Annotated in this window: 15 protein-coding genes; 1 reads left to right on the forward strand and 14 read right to left on the reverse strand. The window is 35.7% G+C overall.

Annotated features, from left to right (window positions below):
* The first annotated feature begins 119 nt into the window (after window positions 1-119).
* Complete coding sequence (locus N7603_RS00330) at window positions 120-1052, forward strand: type I phosphomannose isomerase catalytic subunit (RefSeq protein ID WP_262095317.1); 933 nt, start codon at window positions 120-122, stop codon at window positions 1050-1052.
* A gap of 51 nt (window positions 1053-1103) precedes the next feature.
* Here the strand turns inward: N7603_RS00330 and N7603_RS00335 are convergent, their stop codons facing one another.
* The 14 genes from N7603_RS00335 to N7603_RS00400 form a co-directional block, all read right to left on the reverse strand.
* On the reverse strand, window positions 1104-3137 hold the full coding sequence (locus tag N7603_RS00335) for a GH92 family glycosyl hydrolase (RefSeq protein ID WP_262095318.1): 2034 nt from the start codon (window positions 3135-3137) through the stop codon (window positions 1104-1106).
* A gap of 40 nt (window positions 3138-3177) precedes the next feature.
* Window positions 3178-4098, reverse strand: a complete 921-nt coding sequence (rbsK, locus tag N7603_RS00340) for a ribokinase (protein WP_262095319.1) — start codon at window positions 4096-4098, stop codon at window positions 3178-3180.
* The gene (locus N7603_RS00345) at window positions 4095-4685 is read right to left on the reverse strand and encodes a KpsF/GutQ family sugar-phosphate isomerase (protein WP_262095320.1); all 591 of its coding nucleotides are present in this window, start codon (window positions 4683-4685) and stop codon (window positions 4095-4097) included. The genes rbsK and N7603_RS00345 overlap by 4 nt, the downstream gene beginning before the upstream one ends.
* Complete coding sequence (locus tag N7603_RS00350; protein WP_262095321.1) at window positions 4685-5773, reverse strand: glycoside hydrolase family 172 protein; 1089 nt, start codon at window positions 5771-5773, stop codon at window positions 4685-4687. Before N7603_RS00350 ends, N7603_RS00345 begins: the two co-directional genes overlap by 1 nt.
* A 6-nt stretch (window positions 5774-5779) precedes the next feature.
* A complete protein-coding gene (locus N7603_RS00355; RefSeq protein ID WP_262095322.1) occupies window positions 5780-6883 on the reverse strand; it encodes a GntR family transcriptional regulator in 1104 nt (367 codons plus the stop codon).
* Window positions 6884-6930: 47 nt separating this feature from the next.
* The gene (locus N7603_RS00360) at window positions 6931-7812 is read right to left on the reverse strand and encodes a carbohydrate ABC transporter permease (protein WP_262095323.1); all 882 of its coding nucleotides are present in this window, start codon (window positions 7810-7812) and stop codon (window positions 6931-6933) included.
* Window positions 7813-7820: 8 nt separating this feature from the next.
* Complete coding sequence (locus tag N7603_RS00365; RefSeq protein WP_262095324.1) at window positions 7821-8774, reverse strand: carbohydrate ABC transporter permease; 954 nt, start codon at window positions 8772-8774, stop codon at window positions 7821-7823.
* A gap of 37 nt (window positions 8775-8811) precedes the next feature.
* Entirely contained in the window at window positions 8812-10164 is a 1353-nt protein-coding gene (locus N7603_RS00370) for an ABC transporter substrate-binding protein (RefSeq protein WP_262095325.1), read from the reverse strand.
* Between the two features lie 4 nt (window positions 10165-10168).
* On the reverse strand, window positions 10169-12688 hold the full coding sequence (locus tag N7603_RS00375; RefSeq protein WP_262095327.1) for a DUF2961 domain-containing protein: 2520 nt from the start codon (window positions 12686-12688) through the stop codon (window positions 10169-10171).
* A gap of 1 nt (window position 12689) precedes the next feature.
* On the reverse strand, window positions 12690-13865 hold the full coding sequence (locus tag N7603_RS00380) for a glycoside hydrolase family 76 protein (RefSeq protein WP_262095328.1): 1176 nt from the start codon (window positions 13863-13865) through the stop codon (window positions 12690-12692).
* Window positions 13862-15133 carry a glycoside hydrolase family 76 protein gene (locus tag N7603_RS00385; RefSeq protein WP_262095329.1) on the reverse strand — a complete coding sequence of 424 codons (1272 nt, stop codon included), beginning with the start codon at window positions 15131-15133 and terminating at the stop codon, window positions 13862-13864. Before N7603_RS00385 ends, N7603_RS00380 begins: the two co-directional genes overlap by 4 nt.
* Window positions 15134-15142: 9 nt before the next feature.
* The gene (locus tag N7603_RS00390; RefSeq protein ID WP_262095330.1) at window positions 15143-16426 is read right to left on the reverse strand and encodes a glycoside hydrolase family 125 protein; all 1284 of its coding nucleotides are present in this window, start codon (window positions 16424-16426) and stop codon (window positions 15143-15145) included.
* Between the two features lie 85 nt (window positions 16427-16511).
* Window positions 16512-20006: an InlB B-repeat-containing protein gene (locus N7603_RS00395; protein WP_262095331.1), complete on the reverse strand. Its 3495-nt coding sequence runs from the start codon at window positions 20004-20006 to the stop codon at window positions 16512-16514.
* 299 nt (window positions 20007-20305) lie between these two features.
* Window positions 20306-21979 carry a DUF4886 domain-containing protein gene (locus N7603_RS00400; protein ID WP_262095332.1) on the reverse strand — a complete coding sequence of 558 codons (1674 nt, stop codon included), beginning with the start codon at window positions 21977-21979 and terminating at the stop codon, window positions 20306-20308.
* Between the last annotated feature and the right edge of the window lie 147 nt (window positions 21980-22126).

The following is a 22126-nucleotide window of genomic DNA, read 5'->3' on the forward strand; positions in this document are numbered from 1 at the left end:
AAAGTAAACGAGCATAAACTTTTATTAATCTATATTTTTATTGTCGAATAAATGATATAAAATAACCAAATCAATTGGTTATTCGGGTAAAATATTATAAAATAGAGGTGGTGATTTATATGAAAGAAGTTTTATTTTTAAGTCCTGAATTTAAATATCGTATTTGGGGCGGTACTCGACTAAAAGAATTCTATAACCAGACTTTACCTTTTGAAAATACAGGTGAAGCATGGGCAATTAGTGCCCATAAAAATGGACCTTCAACAGTTTTGAATGGGCCATATAAAAGCATGACACTCGATCATTTATATAGTCGTCATAGAAATCTATTTGGCAATGTAGAATCTAATGAGTTTCCATTGCTAATTAAAATTATTGATGCCAATGATGATTTATCTGTTCAAGTTCATCCAGATGATCAAATGGCTAAACAATATCATTCATTAGGTAAAACAGAATGTTGGTATATATTAGACGCCTCAGAAGATGCTTATATCATTTATGGTCATAAAGCTTTAAGTAAAGCTGATTTTTTAGAATGTGTTGAGCATAATAAGTGGGATAACCTACTCAATAAAGTCCCTGTTAAAAAAGGCGATTTCTTCTTTATTCCAGCAGGCATGGTTCACGCATTAGGTAAAGGCATTGTTATCTTAGAAACACAACAATCTTCAGATATTACATATCGTTTGTATGACTATGATCGTATTGATAAAGACAATCAAAAAAGAGAACTTCACCTTGATTTAGGGGTTGAAGCGACAAAAATACCATCACCTGTAGTTAATACTCATGTGTCTGAACATAAAGTTGGTCAAAATCTAGTGACACATCTCATTCATTCTGAGTTCTTCTCGGTTGAAAAATATGAGCTACAAGAACCTTACCTACTAGAAAACAAACAATATAGACTCATCACTTTCTTAGAAGGTAGTGGGAAAATAGGAGAACAAACTTACAAAAAAGGCGATTCATGTATTGTCACTAATGACATTAATAATATCTTGATTAGCCCTTCAAACTTTACGCTTTTTATATCTTCCTATATTTAAGAAAAACAACAACACCTCTTTTTACTAATTTTAGAGATGTTGTTGTTTTTTTTATTTGATGAGCTCTGCTAAATGTCCACCTTTGATTAAGTCTGCATAATCAAAGTGTGTTTTACATGTATCTAGATTGATTTTAGATTTTTCTATTACAAAATTTCCTTGTTCCAAGTGAATCGTGACTCTGTCAAATAGTGGCCCAGACACAACAAATCTAGTTGAAACTGGGTCCATTGGATAAAAGCCTAGACAACTGAATATAAGCCATGTAGACATTGATCCATTATCTTCGTCTCCCGGATAGCCATCATACCCTGGTTTAAATAACTTTTTCACAAGTGATTCAACCAATTGATTGGTTTTCTTAATGTTACCTAATTCTGCATAAATGAATGGAATATGGAATGATGGTTGATTAGATAGCGCTAGTTGTCCAAACCCTAGGGACGCCATCTCTGACATCTCATGGATTTCTTGTCCATACATATGGACATTATAATTTGGTTCAGTTGTTAACAACTCATCGATCTTTTCACTGAGTTTATGGTTATAAAGTGTGTCTAGCCCTTTAATATCATGGAAGACAGAGAAGGCACATTGCCAAGCACTACCTTCAATATAATCACCACCCCAGTCAAATGGGTCAAAGTATGTATTGAAGTTACCGTCTTGATCTTTCGATCTTAAAAAGCCATGTTTTGAGTCAAATAACTTTTTATAGTTCTCACTTTGATTCAAATACTTGTTTGAAATACTATTGAGACCGACTTTTCTTGAGGCTAAACCGATGGCATAATCTCCATAATAATAATCTAAACTTTCAGATAAAACAGATGAACCAATCTCATTCGGTAAATACCCTAGTTTTTGATATAGGTTAGGATGTTTTCTACCAAATCGCTGACTTGGGTCAACCGTTTCGGCGTTTTTAACTAATGCATGAACAATCTCTTCTGCTTCTTCATTTGTGAAGAACCCCTTCATAATACCTTCTGACATCACGACTTCACATAAGGTACCAGTCATGATTTTCATTTCATTTGGGGCAATCCATTTCGGATAGAATCCATTTTCTTTAAAATAATTGTGATAACCAGTTAACATTTTTTTATATAGTGTTGGATCATAAAAGGATAAGAATGGGTATAACGTTCTAAATGTATCCCAAAACCCGTTATCCACATAACTATAACCTTCAAATACTTTCGCAAGATTCGCATTTAGATGATGAGGTCGATCTAATGCATCAAATTCATGAAACTGTCTTGGAAATATGAGTGATCGGTATAAGGCTGTATAGAAGACTTGTTTTAAGGATTCATTTTGATCTTCTACTTCTATTTTGCTTAAAGCTTTTTCCCAAATATCTATGGCTGATTGTTTGATTTGGTCATAGTTTTTATATTTGAGTTCACGGTTATAATTAATATAAGCTTGTTCATGACTAATGAATGATGTTACGATCTTAATCTCGACTGAACTTTCTTCAAAGAGAATAGATAGTGCATTATTCATATTCTCGAAAGTAAATGGCTGATTGGTTTTAATTAGCACATATTCGATAATCTCTGGATTGGTGTGTTCTACCTTAGCATTTGTTTTAATGTGAATGGTATACGCATCCATGACTTCATAATAAAGAAAACCATCTTGACCGAATATGGTGAATCGATTTAAATCCTTTTTCTTATAATCTAGTTTTATATAAGCACCACTATTAGTAGGTGTTAACTTCACATCTACTTGATACCTACTTAAATAGTAGCTCATTTCGTATGGTGTTAAAAGCTCTTTTTCTTGATCAAAGTAAGACCATCTTTGATCGTTAGTCATCCCGTGTTTGCCTGAAGATGGCATAAAAACGATATGACCATAATCTGCAATCCATGGTGAAGGTTGGTGTGTTAAACGAAAACCTTCAAAGGAGCGGTCATATGGGTGATACCACCATCTTTGTCCATGAGCATTTGTTTGTATAGAGAAACTTGAAAGACCGTGAGGTAATCCAACTACTGGGTATAAGTTACCACTTGAAAAACGGTTGTCATTCAGTGTCCCTATTTTTGGATTTACATAGTTTAAATACATCTTTTCACCTTCCTAGATAAAACACCTCGCTGAGAGGTGTTTATATATTTTTATTCATAAACTTTAAGACTGTTTCTTTATTAGGAATGCTTGGAATCGCACCCTTTTTTGTTACACTTAAGGCACCAGCTGCATTGGCAAACATGATCGCTTCTTTAATGCTATAACCTTGATCTATTTTACTAGCGAACGCACCGTTAAACGTATCACCTGCGGCGGTTGTATCCACAACTTGATCGATTTTAAAAGAGGGGTATAAGTTACACCCAGATTGATCACAGTGTAATGCACCATGACTACCAAGCGTGACGATAACATTTTTAACGCCTTTACTAACCAATGCTTTAGCCGCTTCTTCATAATCATTTAAAGTGACTAATGATTTAGATACTAAACCTGCTAATTCTGATTCATTTGGTGTGAGGTAGTCAATACCATCCAGAAATGAATCCTCAAGTGACTTGTATGGTGCAGGATTTAGTAAGTAGAGTTTTCCATATTTTTTCGCAAGTTCTTTGGTAAGCCTAGTAATTTCATCCGTCATTTCCAGTTGGTTGATGACTAAATTAGCTTCTTTAAAGAGATGTTCCTTGCGGATTAAATCGGTTTGATCATACCCTAAGTTAGCACCCGGAATGATGATTATTTGATTTTGACCAGTGGATTCATTGACAACAATTTGTCCAACACCGCTCGGTAAGTTCTTTTGTTCGATGTGGCTTATATCTAACTTTTCAGTTTTCAAAAAGTTTAAAAAGTTATCTCCAAATGAATCTTTTCCTAACGCGCCAAGTAAGTTTACGTGACTTCCTTGGCGAAATGCAGAAATGGCTTGATTTGCGCCTTTCCCACCTAGAAATATATCAAAATCTAACCCTATCACTGTTTCACCAGGTTTAGGTGCTTGATGTGTTCTAACGACTAAGTCAGTCATGAAGCTACCGACAATAAGGATACTCACTTTGTCAACCTCTGCCCTAAACTCCCACCTGGATGATTCTTTTTAAAATCTTCTTTCGTGTAGCCTTTGGCTTCACTTACCGTGCTCATTAAGGCATCGCCTATCGCTAACATCACAGTAGATGAGTTAGTCGGTGCTAAGTTTAAATGATCAGCTTCTTCTTGGATATCATAATTCAATTGATAGCTTGTTAGTTTGGATAAGCTACTAGTTTGTGATCTGGTTAATGCGATGGTTTTAATACCGCGATCTTTTAATGTTGCTGCTGCTTTAATCACTTCTTCAGTTTCACCACTATGTGAAATCAAAATAGCCATATCTTGATTTGTGATCATCCCAAAGTCGCCATGAAATAATTCAGTTGCATGCACAAAGAAACTAGACGTCCCCATTGAAGAAAAACTTGCTGCAAGTTTCTTACCGATATGGCCTGCTTTACCTAAACCAATCACGATAAGTTTTCCTTCTAGTCTTATAAGCGAATCCACGATAAACTCAAGTTGGTCTTGTTTAATCGCTTCTATGGCTTTTAAGATGGCATTTGATTCTTTTTGCATCACTGTATTAAAAGATACTATGTGATTCATTAGATCACTTCCAATTCATCCGGTGTAAAGAAGGATTCAAATTTAGGACTTGGAAGTGTTTGATACCAATATGCAACAGATGAAATATCATCTTGTAATGGTAAATATCTAAACCCTTTACGCCAACCAAGTGCTTGCATTGTAACCTTTAATTCTTTATCAAAACGAACTGGGTCTGTAATGTGCCAACGGTACATTGAAAATCTTTGTTGAGAGTTATAAAGTCCATCAGGTCTGATGACTTGGTTTAATCCAGCATACATCGTGGTATATGTTTCATAAAGGTTTGTTTTCTTGTTTTCAAAGTTGTAAGAACCACAGAAATAGTCCTCAGTACCTGTACCACAAATGGTTGGATAGTCTTTGTCACCGTCCATATAGAACTTGATTTCTCCTTCGCCCCACCAGCCGGCATTATTTACGCCCCAAGCCATGTAAGTACCGACATAGTGACCTTTACCTCTAATGCCGTCAATGATGGTATAAACATCTTTATATGGTAATGGGTTCACGCGGTTAAATCTAGCATGGAAATAAGCTTGGTCTTCATCGATTTCAGTTAACGTATAGTCAACTTGATAATAAACTGTCATATCTGTAGTATCAACGTTTTCTAAGGTAATACGGCATCTTTTTCTAAATGGCATAATCCAATAGGAGTTAAATGCGCTACCTGGGTTTACTGTAATAGTGGCAGAGTTAAGTGGTGAATAAGTGCCCCATCCACTACAGAAGAAATCCCCGATTGGTACTTCTACTGAAGGGTAATCTTGATCATCGTAATAAACTCTTAAAATTGTATGACGCCATGAACCTGTTGGCGTCATCCAAATGTGTTGAATTGCCCCTGGTCCTTCAATGTTACCTAATTCAAATGTTGTTTTTGCTTTAATCACGTGGAATGGATTCACTTTCCATCCGACGCCTAATTCTCTAGCTGGTTCAGATGCGCTACCTTCACCAATCTTAGCCATACCGCCTTTACCCTTTTCACCATTATAGTTTTCTGGGCTTAAAGAACGGCTTTTTGCATCCGATAATTTTGTTAAACTACCTAAGTCAGTGACTAATCCATTGAACTTACTCATATATATTTATTCTCCGTTATTTTTATATTTTATTGATTTACCTTTTACGATATCGCCTTCGATATAACAATCGAATGGATATTTAAAACTGCCTTCATTGATGTCATCCATTTTTTCAATTGCTTTTTTACCCATTTCATATTGTTTTTGAGTAATATGCGTGAAGAATGGTTCATCTAAATCAGACGTTTCAGAGTCAAAACAAACAACGCCAATATCTTCAGGAATTCTTTTTCCTAATTCATCTAATACTTTTTTCACAAGTTTAGCAACGTATAATTCCGCAGCGAAAATACAATCAATTTCAGGGAATTTCATCAAGTGATCTATAATTATTTGATAGTCACCTTCAATGGTTTGTTTATCGCGTTCTCTAATTTCTGGTGTCTTAAGTGTTAGTAAATCGATATTTCTAGGTGTTGTATAAACAGACTTAAAGCCTTCATATCTAAAATTTAAAGTTGATGTCCCACTTGTACTAGCGGAAAAGAAACTAATGTTCTTATAGCCATTTTCAAGTAGATACCTTGTCATTTTAGCAGCACTTAATTTATTGTCTGTTGTTACAAATGGCACCCTGGTTTTATCCATATGTCTATCGATTAAAACCATAGGTAGTCCATTCAAGTAGTATTTTAATATTTCATTACTATAGGTTTCACCGTGTACCATTTGAATGATAATCCCGTTGACACCTAATTGAACCATCGATTGAATAACTTCATTTTCCACTTTAGAAGACTCGAAGGTTCTTTTAAAAATCATATGAATGTTTCTTCTTGAAGCTTCTTCTTCTAACCCTTTGAGTAAATCGAATCCAAATGAATGATCGATATCACACAAAACAACTCCAATTAACTTTGAGGTACTTTGAGTTCTTTGATGAACCACAGGTGTTTTGGTAACAAATGAACCTTTACCAGGAATACGCTGAACAAGTCCGCGTTCTACCAACATCTCAATCGCAGCCTTTGCTGTGATTCTACTCACGAAAAAGATATCCATGATTTCTTTATCTGTGTGTATTTGTTGTCCCTCTTTAAGTTGTCCATTCATGATCTTTTCATAGTAATGTTCGAAAATCTTTTGGTATAGTGGAATATTTTTCATATGATCGCCCCATCTTAATTATATATCATTTATATCAATTAAGTTATCTATTCTTTTAAACCAGTTAGTGTCACGCTTTGCATGAAATATTTTTGGAAAACAATAAATAATATTAACACTGGTAGTGTTGCTAACATGGAAGCTGCCATGGTTTGACCATAGTTTTCAGCTGGAAAACTTCTTATAAATGTGGATAATACGAGTTTATTGGTTGGTAATACAACATATGGCATTAAGAAGTTGTTCCAACCACCTTGGAAGTTAAAGATTGCAAGTGCTGCGAGTGCTGGCTTAACTTGAGGCAAGTAAATTTGGAAAAATATTCTCATCTCGCCTGCCCCATCAATTTCAGCACTTTCACCAAGTTCATCTGGTAATGTAATGAAGAATTGTCTCATAAAGAATATGTTAAATACGCTGGCAATCCCTGGTAAAATAACCCCCATGAAACTACCCCATAACTTCAATCTTGATATTACGATGAAGGTAGGCATCATTGTAATAATCCCCGGAATCATCATCGATAACAATAGAATTCTAAAAATGACTTTATGACCTTTAAACTTCAGTTTAGCAAATGAATAACCCGCAATCGCAGATACTGTAATATTTAATACGCCACCTAACACAGTTAGTGTGAGTGTATTGATTAATGCGTTAAATATTAAGATCTTATTCGTGTTATAGTCACGCCAAGTTAAGACATAACTATAGTGTTCGAATGTTGGGTTTTTGATCAACAAGTTAATGGTTGGTGATATGATTTCATCTAGTGGTTTAAATGAGGTTGTAATCGCCCAATAAAGTGGGAAAGCAAAAATTAGTCCTAACACAATTCTTATAATCCATAATAATGTGTTCTGGATGAATTCTCTTCGATATTTAGGGGAGTCGAATTTTTGTTTTATCGATAGTTTTTTCTTTTCCATATGGCCTCCTAAATATTGCTTTCTTTATTGACTTTTTGCATGATGACCGTAATCATCATGATAAAGACAAATAGTAATACAGATTGAGCGGATGCTAACCCTACCCCTAGTCCACCTCTTAGTGCGTTCTTATAGATTTCATAAACCGGTGTGGTTGTTCTTGCATCCATAATTAGGATTGGTTCAAACATTTGTGGTGAGCCTATTAAGGATAATGTTAAGGCAAAATAGATGGATGGCTTCATCATTGGCACTGTAATTCTAAAGAATTTTTGTCTCTTATTTGCACCATCAATATCTGCCGCTTCATAAATCGACGTTGGAATCGCGTTCATGCCCGCCAGGAACAAGACCATGTTTCCACCAAGACCACCCCATAAAGTCATTAGAATTAATCCCCATAAAGCGGTTCTAGTATCATTCATCAAGATTTTTGTGAAATCTGTATTAAATAGTTCATTAAAATTCATGATGGCATTATTAATGATGCCATTACCATTTAATAAATAACTCCATACCATTGCTGTAGCAACCCCACTTGTGATACCAGGTAAATAGAATAAGCCTCTAAAGAACTTGGTACCTGCAATTGGTTTTTTAATGATTAACGCCAGGATCATAGATCCAGATAGCGTTAATGGTACTGTAATTGCCGTATAAATGGCGATATTTTTCATGGATACCCAAAAGTAAGGATCTACTTCAAATATGTATTTATAGTTTCTTAATCCAACCACGGTTAAGTCTGTCATATTGATGCCTCTCATGTTGGTGACACTTAGACTTAAGGATAAAATGATTGGAATAACCGTGAAGGATGTAAAAAGAATTAGTGCAGGTAAGACAAATGCATACCCCCAAAGATTACGTTTACCTTTTCTTGTCGTGAAAAGTGAAATAATCGACTTTTTAATTCTTTCCAACAGGGTTTGATTTTGATTCATTATGGATGGTTTATTCAAGAAAACCACCACCTTTCTAAATTAGACTCTATTTTATTTACATGCCTGCAGCAAACGCTAGGATATCGTTCGCTGTTTTTTCCATATCATTTAGGGCAGCTTGAACACGTTTATCAACGGTGTCGTTACCTCTTACATAGCCACCTTCGAATAAAAGAGAGCTAATCTTGTTCATGATTACACTGGTTTCAACGGCTGTGTAACCTGCAACTTTTGGACGTGCTTTGATATATGGTAGTGAATCAATGACGTTTCTGACGTTTGGAATGTCTCTCATTCTTGGGTCATTAATGATTTCTAGTTTAGCTGGAATTAACCCTGAGATTTCACTCCATAAAACTTGGTTTTCAGTATCTGTAATCCACCACTTAATTAAGTTCCATGCAGCTTTTTTATATTTGCTGGATTGTGGGACTGCAAGTCCAAATCCACCCATTAATCCACCGTGGTTTGAACCAGCTGGATTATCTACTGTTGCATATTCTGATGATGGTCCTTGTGGGAATGGGATAAATTCATATTCAAAGTTATCACCAATGTAAGTCTTATAGAATTGTGAACCATTTAATAATGAGTTTGCTTGGATAGCGAAACGTTGTGTAACAAATGGGTCATCCGCGCCACCTTGGGTGGATGCGAAGGATCTATCATAGACTTTATCTTCATGAATTAATTTATACCAATATTTTAAGACTGCTTTACCGGCATCTGAGTTAAATGCGACAGTTTTGTTGTCATCATTTAATAACTTACCACCTGCAGTTTGTAAGTATGAATAAAAGGCACCTGAAGTATCCATATTCATCCCTGCTCTTACCATGGTTGAACCTTCATACTTCGTTGTTGCGATAGCAGCTGCTCTTAATTCATCCCATGTCTTAGGTAATTCAGTGATACCTGCTTCATTAAGAACGGTTTTATTCACCCAATATCCCCAAGCATCAATGTCTAGTGGGAAACCATAAACACTGTCATCTAATACCATTTCATTTAAAGCTTCTTGTTGATATTCAGATGTATCAATTCCATCTTCTGCGATATATTTATCTAGGTTGACTAGTAACCCATCTTGGATATAAGTCACTGTTTGCCAACGGTCCCAAATAATTAAATCTGGTGATTCGCCGCCTAATGAGGCACCTCTTAATTTGTTGTCTAAGTCTGGTTGGGCTTCATAAACCACTTCAATACCAGATTCTTCTGTGTATCTTTTAACCATTTCGGCAACTAACTTACCATTTTCACCACCCCAATATGTGCTATCTGCCCATACGACTAGTTTGTCTGGATTTTCATCACCATCGCCTGTTGTACCGCCATTACCGTTTCCACATGCAACGAGTACAATTGATAATGCTAGGATTACCATGATTGAATATAGTTTTTTCATTGTTTCACTCACTTTCTATTGTGTATATTTCATAAAAACTTTCTGTCCACTTATTGGCAGAACCTGCCATAAACTCGATTTTTATGTTGAGTACTTCTTTTTGGTTTGTAAACTCTTTTGGAATAAAGAAATCATCTTGTCTGATGAACATTTCTATTGAGTTTCTGAAGGATGATTGCCAGATTCCAACTAATTGCCCATCCACATATACTTTTGCTTTTTGTCCAATTGGTGCTAACAAGTATTCTCTTCTAAGTATGACGCCTTCATTTTGTTTTAAAATGTGGACATTAAACGTCGAATAATCTGTGATATTGGCTACTTTGTTATAGTTGGTTGTGGTTTTACTATAAATACCTTCATAGTAGTTACTTTGTGTTGTAACTATACTTGAGGTTGGCCCTAACACATAATTATGGTTCGTAAGACTTTCTTCATTGTTCAGTGCGAACCCATCTGTTCTAATCGTTTTTGATTCTTTATGGTAGTAATACACAGATGCTATCACATCTGCATCTGGACGGTCATTTAAACCACCATGCTCCATTTTAAAATCAATACTACTTCTAAAATAAATTGGGTCTGTGATGAGGGTTCTAATCATAACGGTTCGATCTCTTGAATCACGATAGTTATGGTTGGATTGTCCAAATAATGGATTTGTTTTTACCCCAGCTTTGAAATACCATCCACCGTTATAGAAGTCTTCTGTACCTGTCCCGTGAAAACTATGAGACAAACTACCATCGATATAGATTTGTTCATCTCCTTCTAAATAAAAGCGTGAGTGAAGTCCGAAGTATGACCCACTCATCGAGTGTGTAATACCAACGATATGGCCTTCACCATTTGTTTTTAAGAAGGTAATTGGTTCTTGGTTTTTAAGTGCAGATGCAGTACCGTTTAAACGTTCCACATAGGCACTCTTAAAATAGCCGTATGAACCTTTTTCAAAGTAATTATTTTCGTGTTTAACCTCGTAGTCTACTTCATTAAATGTATAGTTCGATTGATTCACAAGCTCGATCTTAATACCCGATTCAAAAGGCATTGGATAATATGAGTACATCGTACCATCTTCTTTTAGCCCTACCATTAACCCTAGGGTTTCAAATAGACCATAAGCCCCAAATCCAAAGAAACTAGATACAGGTGCGTATACTGCATCCCCAGTTTGATCTTTATAAGTTATTTTAAGATAAACTTGATTGATGATGTCTTCACTTTCATGAATTTGAGTCCAAGTTTCATCTGATATTAATGTGTTTGGATCATATTCATACGTGTGCTCAACAGGTGTTGTTTGTGTCCCTGTAAAGTTCTTTCTTGTTCTTTCTGACTCATTCGATAAATCAAATGAATCTATTGTTTTAGAACCTGATATCGTATCAACATCATATAAAGTTAAATCTTGAGAAGTTACATTTAATGTGACTTCAATGGTATTTTTGCCTGTTGTAAGACTTTGGGGAATATTATAGATAATATCGCCAAAATATGGGCTATCTTTCCATTCAAACCCATTTAACCTTCTAGCTCTTACTTCAAAGTTTGATACCGTAACACCATCGATTTTCATGGTTGCTGTTTGGTTATAATCTAATAACACACTTTTAAACTTTAGTTGGTTAAACTGGGTATCATTAACTGACATCTCAAACTTAATAGAGCCGTTTCGAGATATCCTGATGCCTTGACCCTTCGTCTCAGTTCTATCAAACTTTGTTACATCAAAGTCATTAAAGTTAATTGCGAGTGACGTAACTGTTTGTTTTTCTGAAGTCTCATAAAGCGTAATCGTTTGATTAGCTTCTAGCTTTTTAGTTTGGTTTAACTTTGTATCATTTTGGTAAATTTTTGGATCTACCCCACTTTGATTTAAGATGCTTGCAACTTCGGTCATTTTTGCATCAAAATCGTCGTACTCTAAATCATAGTTTGAAGGGTATTTTTGATAGTTAATATTGTAGTAGAAATCCCCTTGTCCAACGATTCTAATGGATTCTTTAAACACAATTGGTACGTATGATACGAATCCACCTGATGATTCGATTGAATCAAATACGAGTGGTTTAAGAAATGGGCTTTGTTCACCACTGGTTAAATCTACTAAATTCAGGTTATAACTTGGTGATGATGCCCCATCGATATAAATGGCTAGTCTTGGAACTGCCCCAAAGTTTGTAAACCACATTCTGTAAATAACACCTGGTTGATTTAACTCAAGGAGTGGTCTAATAAAGTTGTTATCACTGACTTCTCCTGTTACGTTTCCTGGTAAACCAAACCCGTCTGTGTTATTTCCGTTTCTAGAGTAACTGGATTGTTGTTCACTGTAGATGTGATTAGATATACGAGGTAAGAAGTCAATTTTTTTAAATAAATCTAAGCCATAATCATTTAAAGCTGCTAGTTTCTTATTCGCTTGTTCATCTGTGATAGATTTATTCTTGTTTGTTTGGTTACAGCCAAATAACGTGAACGTTAAAAGGATGGCCAAAACGATATGTACTATTTTTTTCATACTAAGATTCCACTTTTAAATTAATTTGGTAGTAAGCGATTAAGAATAAGATTTCAGTTGTCGCAGATGCATCGAGTAAATCTAAGAATTTGTCGGTTGCAACGCTATTGCCTGAACCCCAAGAACGGAGGATAAGACCTCTATCGTCTTTACCTTTTAAAATCGCATTGTTCATCGATGTGACAAATGTGTTAATCATATAATCAACTGTTCCATCTTCTTTTGATTTTGCTAGTTCGATGAAGCCTCTTAATAAATACATGTTAAACCAAGGGCTTGTTGGGTAGTTATATACACCTTGAGTACCTCTATAGAAGAATGCTAGTGCACCAGTAGCAGTTCTTTCTGCTTCTGTTAAATATTTCGCTTCTTCTGTGATTTCATATAACAATACTGACGCCCAAATCATGGTGCCTGAATTATAAGTCCATTTGGTTTTTTCGATATGTTCAACACCAAACTCATCCATCGTTGTATTGTCCCAATAAACATGATCAACTGGGTCTTTTAGAGTCGCCACGGTCCAGTTGTAGTTTCTGATCGCAAACTCTAATAATTCTTGTTCTGGGTTATTTTGGTAATGTAGTAAAGCAGCAATGATTGCTGGTGCTGTACTACATGTGTTTCTTGAAACAACTGTTTCTTTCCAGAAAACACCACCATCTGGTGATTCACCGCTCATGACATAATCAAGTAATTCTCTTGAATGGTTTATATAGGTTTCATCATTATAGGTTTTGCCTAATTCGTAAAGACCTAAGACAATCCAAGCGTTATCATCGTAATATGGTTCACCGCCTCTAATATTAGAGGTATAGTAAAGTTGTTTAATTGGGTATCTATAATTAGAAAGTCCTTCAACTAATAAGTCTGCATAACCTTTTATGACTTCATTGGACGGGTCTACTAAAGCACCTGCAGATATCGCAGTTAACATCCCGCCATATCCCCAAAGTGAAGCCCCACCTTTAAAGTTTGAATTTGGGTCTGGGTCTTGGGGACTGAACCCTGAGAATGTATTCGCATTCTCATAATAGAAATGTTCATAAATCAAATTCATTTGGTCTAAGGCGTGATCATAATACGCATTCGTAATCACGACTTTTGGTTCTTTCTTACAACCTGTAATAATCAAAGCTACTAGGGTTAGAAAACTAAGGATTAATGTTTTTCTCATTCGGCCACCTTTAGTAATATTTGTTCATATTCTGCAAGAATCGAAATTAATTCAGCATTACCAGCTTGATCTAATGTCTTTTGATTTGGGTATTCATTTGCGTATCTACCAGACCAATCTGCTTTAATAAAGCCTTTATCATCTTTAACGTATTGGTTTGCATAAGTAAATGCGTTTTTGATATGTTCCAATCTAACACCATAGTTATAATCGACATATCTAAAGGCATCCAAATAGCCTTGAACTAGATACACTCTAAACCAAGGGTTATCGTCTGATGGACGATAAAACTCACCATTAGGTACAACGCTGTATGGTTCGATAAATGATTTTGAACCTGTCATTAAATTATCGACGTCGGTTTTATAGAACTCACTACCTGTGAGTTTGTATAAAATCGCTGCAGAAGATAACATCGTGCCCGTATTATAGGTCCACTTTTTGGTATCGACTCTACCGTTTGCCTTAATGTTATCTGAATACGTTTGAGTGATGCGGTCATAAAGTTTATCTTTGGTCCAGTTATATAATCTAATGCCCCATGTTAAGTAAGTGGCATCACCTGTGATTTCATATAGTAATAAGGATGCCCAGGCTGCAGGACCGTTGATACAAGTGTTACGGTCATCCTTGCCTTCAAACTCTTTAGCGGTTATCTCGTTATAGTTATATTCTCGCCAAAAAAGGCCGCCCACTTCATCTTCTTGCCAGCCATCATAGATATAAGCCATGATTTTTTTGGCTTTATCTAGTTGGCTTTCATCTTCTGTCGTTGTGTAGCCTTTGATTAACCCAATGACTAACCAAACGTTATCATCGTAAAATGGTGGGATTTCATCGCCATTTTTTGATGCATACACTAAGTGGTCATCTGGTCTATTTAAAGAACGGTACCATTCTAATTCTTCTAAAGCTTGATCATATCGTGCCTTATTAACGCTCGTTCTTTCAACATTATATAATTGACTAGCCATCGTGAAATATGCCCCATAGCTCCATAAGTTTGCTCTTGGCTTAACCGTTTGATGGTTATTGTCGTAAAGTGTACCTTGGTTCGATCTAAGGTGTTCATTAATCAAATCAGCATAGCTAGTTGCTATTTCACCTAGGTTGCCTTTGATTACATATTCATAGTTTAATTTCACTTTTGGGTTCTCCTCGATTGGGGTGTCTGTGTCATCCTCTGTTGGTGGTTTTTTATTATTACATCCAGCTAACAAAAATATGCTGCCAATTAGTAATAATAATACCATGATCTTCTTATTCATGTTGCCTCCTTATGGGGTCATTAAACTATCGATTTGGTCTATATGTTCGTCGACAAAATACGCGAATAACGAGTTTGCCCAAGAAAACCATTCTCTGGTAAATTCACTTGGGTTATCTACATGAAAACCTTCATGCATTAAGAATGTATCTGCATGGGTTGATAATAGCATTTTAAGCATATATTTCTTTTCATCTAAGTCTGTTGTAGTTAGGGCTTGAATGACTAAAGAAATGTGCCAAATGTAACGATCTGGTGTGTGTGGACTACCAACACCTCTACCAAATTTACCCTCATAGTAAAATGGATTGTGTTTGCTTAAGATGAATTTTCTCGTATTTTGATAGAGTGGATCATCTAATGTCTTATAATCTAAGTAAGGTAGTGATAACAAACTTGGAACGTTTGCATCATCCATTAAATGATACTGTCCAAAGCCATCGATTTCATAAGCAAATATTTTCCCAAATGTGTCATGTTCAACCACGCCGTGTGTGTGGATGGCTTCATCTATTTTTTTAGCTAACAAGATAGTTTCTGTTCTAACTTGTTCATTTGGATGGTATGTTCCGATAATCTTTAATGCTAAGACAACAAATTGATTACCTGGAATAAAGTAATTATATGTACAAACATCATCAGATGGTCTAAAGGCACTCCATACTAAATCAAGTGATTCATTTACGGCTAGCCCATGACCACCATTTAGAGGTGATTCTTCTACTTTAGCGCCTGGTCTTACGAACCAATAGGACGATTTTTCTTGATGATTCATTTCAGTTTTAAATGTGTCTAGAATAACATCCATGCCTTTTAAAACTGTTTTTGTAAAAATAGTTTTGTTATTAGTTTCTTTATAATATAAATCTAGAATCCATAGTGGGTAACAAAGTGAGTCTAATTCAAACTTTCTTTCCCATACCCATGGGTCTTTTTTAGGTAGGTCACCAACATGACCTAAAGTTTCATCTGGTGCTTCATTAAATGCATTTGCATAAGGGTCAATTAAAATATATTTGAATTGTCTTTCTATTAATCCGCTGACAAGTCTATCCATATCCGGATCAATTTTACATAAACCAATATAGTGTCTTACTTGTGCGCTCGAGTCTCTTAGCCACATGGCAGGTATATCACCTGTAAATACATAAGATGTGCCATCGTTTAGTATTTTAGTCGTGGTTTCAAGAGTGCTTAGGAAGGTGTTTCTATACATCTTTTGTAGGTCTGGCCATTTACTTAATTTTTCGAGTCTAGCTTCAAGCCACTCGTAGGTTTTACTATATTCCTTCATTTTTCCTCCATATTTCCCTTAATAAAAATGTTACTTAGGAGGGTAACATACCCTCCTAAGTAACATTCATAGGGAAGACTATTTTTTAGAATTTTTTCTTAAGAACAAATTTGAATACTAAGAAGATTACAACTGCAAGTGTCACAACTGAACCTGATACGATACCAACGACTGCGCCTGTAGATAAACCTTCATTTTCAGATGGTGTTTCACCAGTTGTCGTCTTTTGACCTGCTTGAGATTGATTTTTCAACTTCGTGATGGTTGCGTCTAATGCAACTAACTCAGTTGTAATTTCTTCTGCAGTTAAATCTTCTCTTAACAACATCGCTTCAACTGCGGCAATCTTAGCATCAACTTCTGCTAATAGTGCTTTAGAAGCATATAATTGTGTCGATGGTTTATCTTTGATATCGCCAACTAATTCAACTACTTTAGCTCTTTCAGTCTTAAGTTGTGTTAACTTAGCTTGAAGTTCTGCTTTATCAATAGTTGGTAGTTCTTCAAAGCCATCTAAGTTCCATTCTGGAAGGGCTTGTTCAACGCCTTCTACCATATGTTTATTGTCTTCTGTAATTTGTGCATCTCTAAAGTATTCATACACAATCACATCGCCAGTAATATAAGATCTAATGTAACCTGCTGTAAAGTTTTGATACGTTACTTCTAGTGTCTTAGCTTGACCTTCATAAGTCACATCAACATTCACTTTAAATGAATCAGCAACTGGGAATCCAAATGTGATGTTACCATTTAATAATGCGTATTGTTGTAACATTTCATCTTTAACTAATACAACTGGTGAGTATGGTGTTTGCATGAGGACAACTGTGAAGTTAGATTGTCCCCAAACACTTGCAGTACTCTTACTTGGGTTATAACCTTGAGTTAAACCGTTTCCATTCCATTCATGAACCCATTCGATAGCATGATTGAACATAAAGCCTTCATCCACTTTTGCGGTGAAGTAATTCATATAAGCTTCATACACTCTTAATACTTCGTGTTCAAAGTCAACATGGTTACCTTTGGCGATATTACTTCTAGATTCAGTTCTACCGGCACGTTTGTCAATTTCTCTACCTTTAAAGTCTAATTGAACAGATTCTGAATAAGTGATTTCAACCACTTCTTCAGTTACCTTCATATAACCATATTTAAAGTTTTGATAAGTTGAGCCTTCGTGTGTGAATTCTCTACTTGTAGGTGTACCTAATCCTTCGAATCCGTCACCACCTGGTGCACCTTCAGCATTAGCTCGTTCCCAAATTGTTAGCATGTCGCCATAAATTGGATAAGCAGCGTTGTCATATACTTCTTGCATGATCTTACCATGTTCAAATTCTTGAACGATAACATCGATCCATTCAGTTGTGATAGATGGATTTGGGTATAATCTCACGATAACAGCATCACCGACTGGTAAGCCTAAATCGTGACCGCCTCTGTCTCTTGCGAAAACAAATGCATCACCAAATGAGTCTTGAATGATTAATTTCTTAGTTGCGTCTAATGCAATGTTAGAAGTCACATTCTTAAGTGAAGTAACGTCATCACCTAATTGACCAATAGTCTTAGGTAATACATTAATTTTAGTTGGATCTAATGAATCAATTTGGAAATGATACTTAGTTGTAATTAAGTTTACTGAGTCAGCGAAAATTGGGAAACCACTTACTTCGATAGCCTCAGCCATATTATCTTTGCCAGAACGGAATGCGTTATATAGATGTGCATCTGTGATGCTAATCTTATTGTCTTCGTTTTCATACCAGAAGTTACCTGAGTTTTCAGCAACATCAAAATTGATGAACTTGTATGTGCCTACTTCAGGTACACCACGAGCGATGACATAAGTTGCTCTTACGGTTAGTGCATTCGTAACGTTTGTGATATCGCCATCCCAACCATTAAAGTCATATTCTGCTCTAGTTGGTGTTACTGGTGCAGTTGCAGCCGTACCATGTGGTACAGAAACAGTGCCTAAAACTGTGTCATCCCAGTCTATGAATGTGACTGTATGGTTTGCATTTGCAATACCATGTGTGACTAATGCTTGTTCAACGGTTTCACCGTTTAGCCAAGTTGTAAATTCAGCACCTGCTTTAAATTCTTTAATCAAGTTATTATTGACATCTCTTAAGTTTGATGTGTAAACAATACCTTTTTCGAATAATTGATAGGTTGCATTATAAAGTGTTCTTCTGATGTCACTTGGACGACCTAATGCAACTCTTTCACCTAATGCAGGTTGGTTAAATTCTGGTGCAATTTCAAATGCATCGTTATACCAGTAACCTTGTGTAATGAATACGTTACCCCAACCGATGTTTTGACCTGTACCATCTTTCATAATGTGCCATACACCAACGTCATCTGCTCTAAATGTCAAAGCATGAATACGTGTGTTACCAAATGGATCATCTACACTTGTCTTATATGGTGCTCTATCGTCACGGATCATTTGTCCGACAACATCTCTAATGTTTTCAGTGATACGAATACGTTCCCAACCGGTCATGTATACGTCTCTGTTAGTTGTGCCCCAGTGATAGTTGATGAATTCTCTTGGTGCACCGACTCTAAAGTTCATAATTGTACCAACTGAGTCTACTGCTAATTGTTCAGAGAAAGTTGCAACACCTGCTTCAACCTTAACAAGACCATATTCAAAGTTTTGATATAATACACCTTCGAAATCATATTGAATAGAGGTTGGCGCCCCGGTTAATGAGAAATCCGCATTACCAGTTAATGCAACCACTAAGTCATACATTGCTTTTGTAATAGGTGCTGCGCCGTATTGTGGTCTACCAGCGTGGCTACCCATCATAATATAACCATTTTCAAATGATTGCTTATAAAGTTTCTTAGCAACATTTACTCTAGGCTCTGCAATTTCGCCAGATTCTGCAGTAAATGCAAGTGGGTTATAATTAGCCATCGCTACTTCGCTTGTAGGTAACCCTAATGAAGCAACAAAGTTTTCTGACCATTTATATGCTTTTGCAAAGTCATTCTTAACAGCTTCAGCTGTGAAGCTTGCACCAGCACCCATAAATGCATCTAGTGTTGTACCAACACCAACATTAAAGGTGTGGTTACTTGAATCTGATACCTTAACAACCGCTAGGTCGCTAACGATGTATTTTTCACCCGATACTTCAGTAACGGCAAGTAATACACCTGGGGTAATTGTATTTAGCTCATTTAGTTTTGCAATAACGGCTAAATCTTTAACAACAATTGGTTTACCTTCTACTTCATTGAAGAAGATTGCCCCTTCTAGTGCGGCTTCTGAATCACCAAATGTTTGATATAATCCGTGACGCGCTTTATCTAAACTAATGACTTTAACTGTACCAACAGATGGTTTAGTTAAACCGCTTGATTCATACGCATCCACAAATTGTTGTTGAATGAATGATTCTTTACCTTTTGCCCAAGCAGGAACCTCTGCACTTACAATCACACCTGTGTTAGCATCTGCAGCTGCAGATAACTGAGTAGGTGATTTAATAAATGCAACAACGGCTAGTAGCATGATTGCTGCTGAAAGCATTAAACGAAATTTTCTCATTTTTTCCTCCATTTTCCTTTTATTGTAAAAATGATCCTACAGTATTCGTTACACTCCGTTGACAAAACAAATGTTATGTCTCACTATCCTAATATTCTAGCTATACTAGAACCTTTACACTCCCTATTCAAGCTCAATTTTAGTATATGTAATAAATGATATATCATTACATTATATAATAAAAAGAGATTGAAATTGTGTTCCTTATCCTCATTATAAGTGAAGATGAAACCGATTTCAATCTCTTACAGCCTGATTGGTTTTTTTATGTCATTTATAACATTTGAAGTATTTTTTTATTAGGATACGCTATATGGCCTAGCGTTCGCATCGTTAACGGCTTTTCTAATATTATCAAGATTTGCGATGATTCCAACCCCTGGTTTTGTGAAGGTTACTTTTGTGACATCGATGTTGGTAATGGTTTTAATCCACATAAGACCAGCTGTGTATTGACCCATTTCATTTAAGTGATATCCATCTCTGGTTAGTGTATCTCCGACAGATACTCTTAAATTTTGAATGGCTGTACCGGATGGAATGATATAACTTATTTCTTTTAGTGTTTTTACTTGCTTTTGTGTAGCCGATACAATCATGTCATACATCTTAGTTTGATCATTGTCATATTTAGGGAATTCCCAGTGTGTACTGTCTTGTTGATAAGCCCAAGTCATTTGGAATGCAAACTTCGTATTTGGATTGTTATTCACTTTGCCGATATTATAGATAAAATCTTTAAGTGTTGGAACGTAACTCGATTCAATACCACTGAGTCCGCTCACTTGTTGAACTGTGATGATATCCCAGTTCATCATTTCGATTGCTTCTTTAATGGTGACGTTTTTCGTAATACTATGTCCGTCTTTAGAGCTCCATACACGATATTCGTATACAGGATTATTTTGTAATAAGTTACCATTATGTTGAGCTAAGGACGATCCACCGATATAAAGATATGCAATCACATAATCCTTAATACCGATATCAACAACCATTTCATCTAGGAATGAATAGGCATCTGCTGTAAAACTATTACCAATCGATAACATATATAGTTGGTCCATATATCTTAATACTTTTGAAGGGTCTGGTTTTGGGTATAGCTCACTTGATGTAACGGCATATGGATTTAAGATAGCTGCATCAACTGCTTCTTTGATTGCGCCAAACTCATCCGTTGTTACTTCTTCATCGGTTAAGGTTAATGTATCCAAATCCGTATCAAAGAAATACTTAATCCAGGTTAATCCAGCTGCATATTGCCCTATCTTATTTAAATGATACCCGTCTCTTGTTAAATTATCTTCGATGACTGAATTCCTTAAATTTTGAATAACTGTCCCAGAAGGAATAATAAAGTCAATATCGTCATGTTTACCGATGATGTTTTGTGCAACATAAATGATACTGTCATACATCATCACTTGATCTTTACTATAATTCACAAAATCTGGGTGTGTACTAGATGCTTCATATGCCCATGTCATATGAAACGCAATGCGCACATGCTTATTTTTAGAATTGGTTTTAATAAAGTTGATCAAGTTATCCAAGTAAGGTTGGTAGGTATTAGCAACCCCACTTTTACCACTGACTTGTTGAACCGTTACAATATCCCATGACTCATCTTGTAGTACTTGAGCCATGGTATGAAGCGGTTTGGTATCTAGACCAGCTTCTGTTCGCTTTTGATAATTGTAAACTGCATTGTTTGTTCTGGCGTTGGTGTCATGAACTTCTAGACTTGACCCACCGATATCTAAATGTCCTAAGACAAATCCAGGTTTTATAAGATTATCTTCAATGATGTCATAAAAATAGGTTAATGCATCATTACTGAAACTATTACCAATCACTAGAATTTTTTGATTATCGTATGTTGGCACTTCTTCCTCCTCTTTTGGTTTATTGGTGCATCCTGAAATTAATAAACCTAGGATGACTAAAAGACCTGTAAATAATTTTTTCAAATTCATCACTCCTCTTCATGATATTAACAAATTAAAATTTGAATCTCAAGCCTTATAAGAAAACGCTTTTTTTCTGTGTGTAGCCTTTATTTATTATAAATAAACGGCGAAATGCATTTGTTTTGATGCATACTTTTATATCATTTA

Origin of the sequence: Paracholeplasma vituli, from assembly GCF_025446935.1 — a bacterium.
Taxonomy (GTDB): domain Bacteria; phylum Bacillota_I; class Bacilli_A; order Acholeplasmatales; family UBA5453; genus Paracholeplasma; species Paracholeplasma vituli.

Coding starts and splice junctions, on each gene's coding strand:
- N7603_RS00330 (WP_262095317.1), top strand. CDS start 120: ATGAAAGAAGTTTTATTTTTAAGTCCTGAATTTAAATATCGTATTTGG.
- N7603_RS00335 (WP_262095318.1), bottom strand. CDS start 3,137: ATGTATTTAAACTATGTAAATCCAAAAATAGGGACACTGAATGACAAC.
- N7603_RS00345 (WP_262095320.1), bottom strand. CDS start 4,685: ATGAATCACATAGTATCTTTTAATACAGTGATGCAAAAAGAATCAAAT.
- N7603_RS00350 (WP_262095321.1), bottom strand. CDS start 5,773: ATGAGTAAGTTCAATGGATTAGTCACTGACTTAGGTAGTTTAACAAAA.
- N7603_RS00355 (WP_262095322.1), bottom strand. CDS start 6,883: ATGAAAAATATTCCACTATACCAAAAGATTTTCGAACATTACTATGAA.
- N7603_RS00360 (WP_262095323.1), bottom strand. CDS start 7,812: ATGGAAAAGAAAAAACTATCGATAAAACAAAAATTCGACTCCCCTAAA.
- N7603_RS00370 (WP_262095325.1), bottom strand. CDS start 10,164: ATGAAAAAACTATATTCAATCATGGTAATCCTAGCATTATCAATTGTA.
- N7603_RS00375 (WP_262095327.1), bottom strand. CDS start 12,688: ATGAAAAAAATAGTACATATCGTTTTGGCCATCCTTTTAACGTTCACG.
- N7603_RS00380 (WP_262095328.1), bottom strand. CDS start 13,865: ATGAGAAAAACATTAATCCTTAGTTTTCTAACCCTAGTAGCTTTGATT.
- N7603_RS00385 (WP_262095329.1), bottom strand. CDS start 15,133: ATGAATAAGAAGATCATGGTATTATTATTACTAATTGGCAGCATATTT.
- N7603_RS00390 (WP_262095330.1), bottom strand. CDS start 16,426: ATGAAGGAATATAGTAAAACCTACGAGTGGCTTGAAGCTAGACTCGAA.
- N7603_RS00395 (WP_262095331.1), bottom strand. CDS start 20,006: ATGAGAAAATTTCGTTTAATGCTTTCAGCAGCAATCATGCTACTAGCC.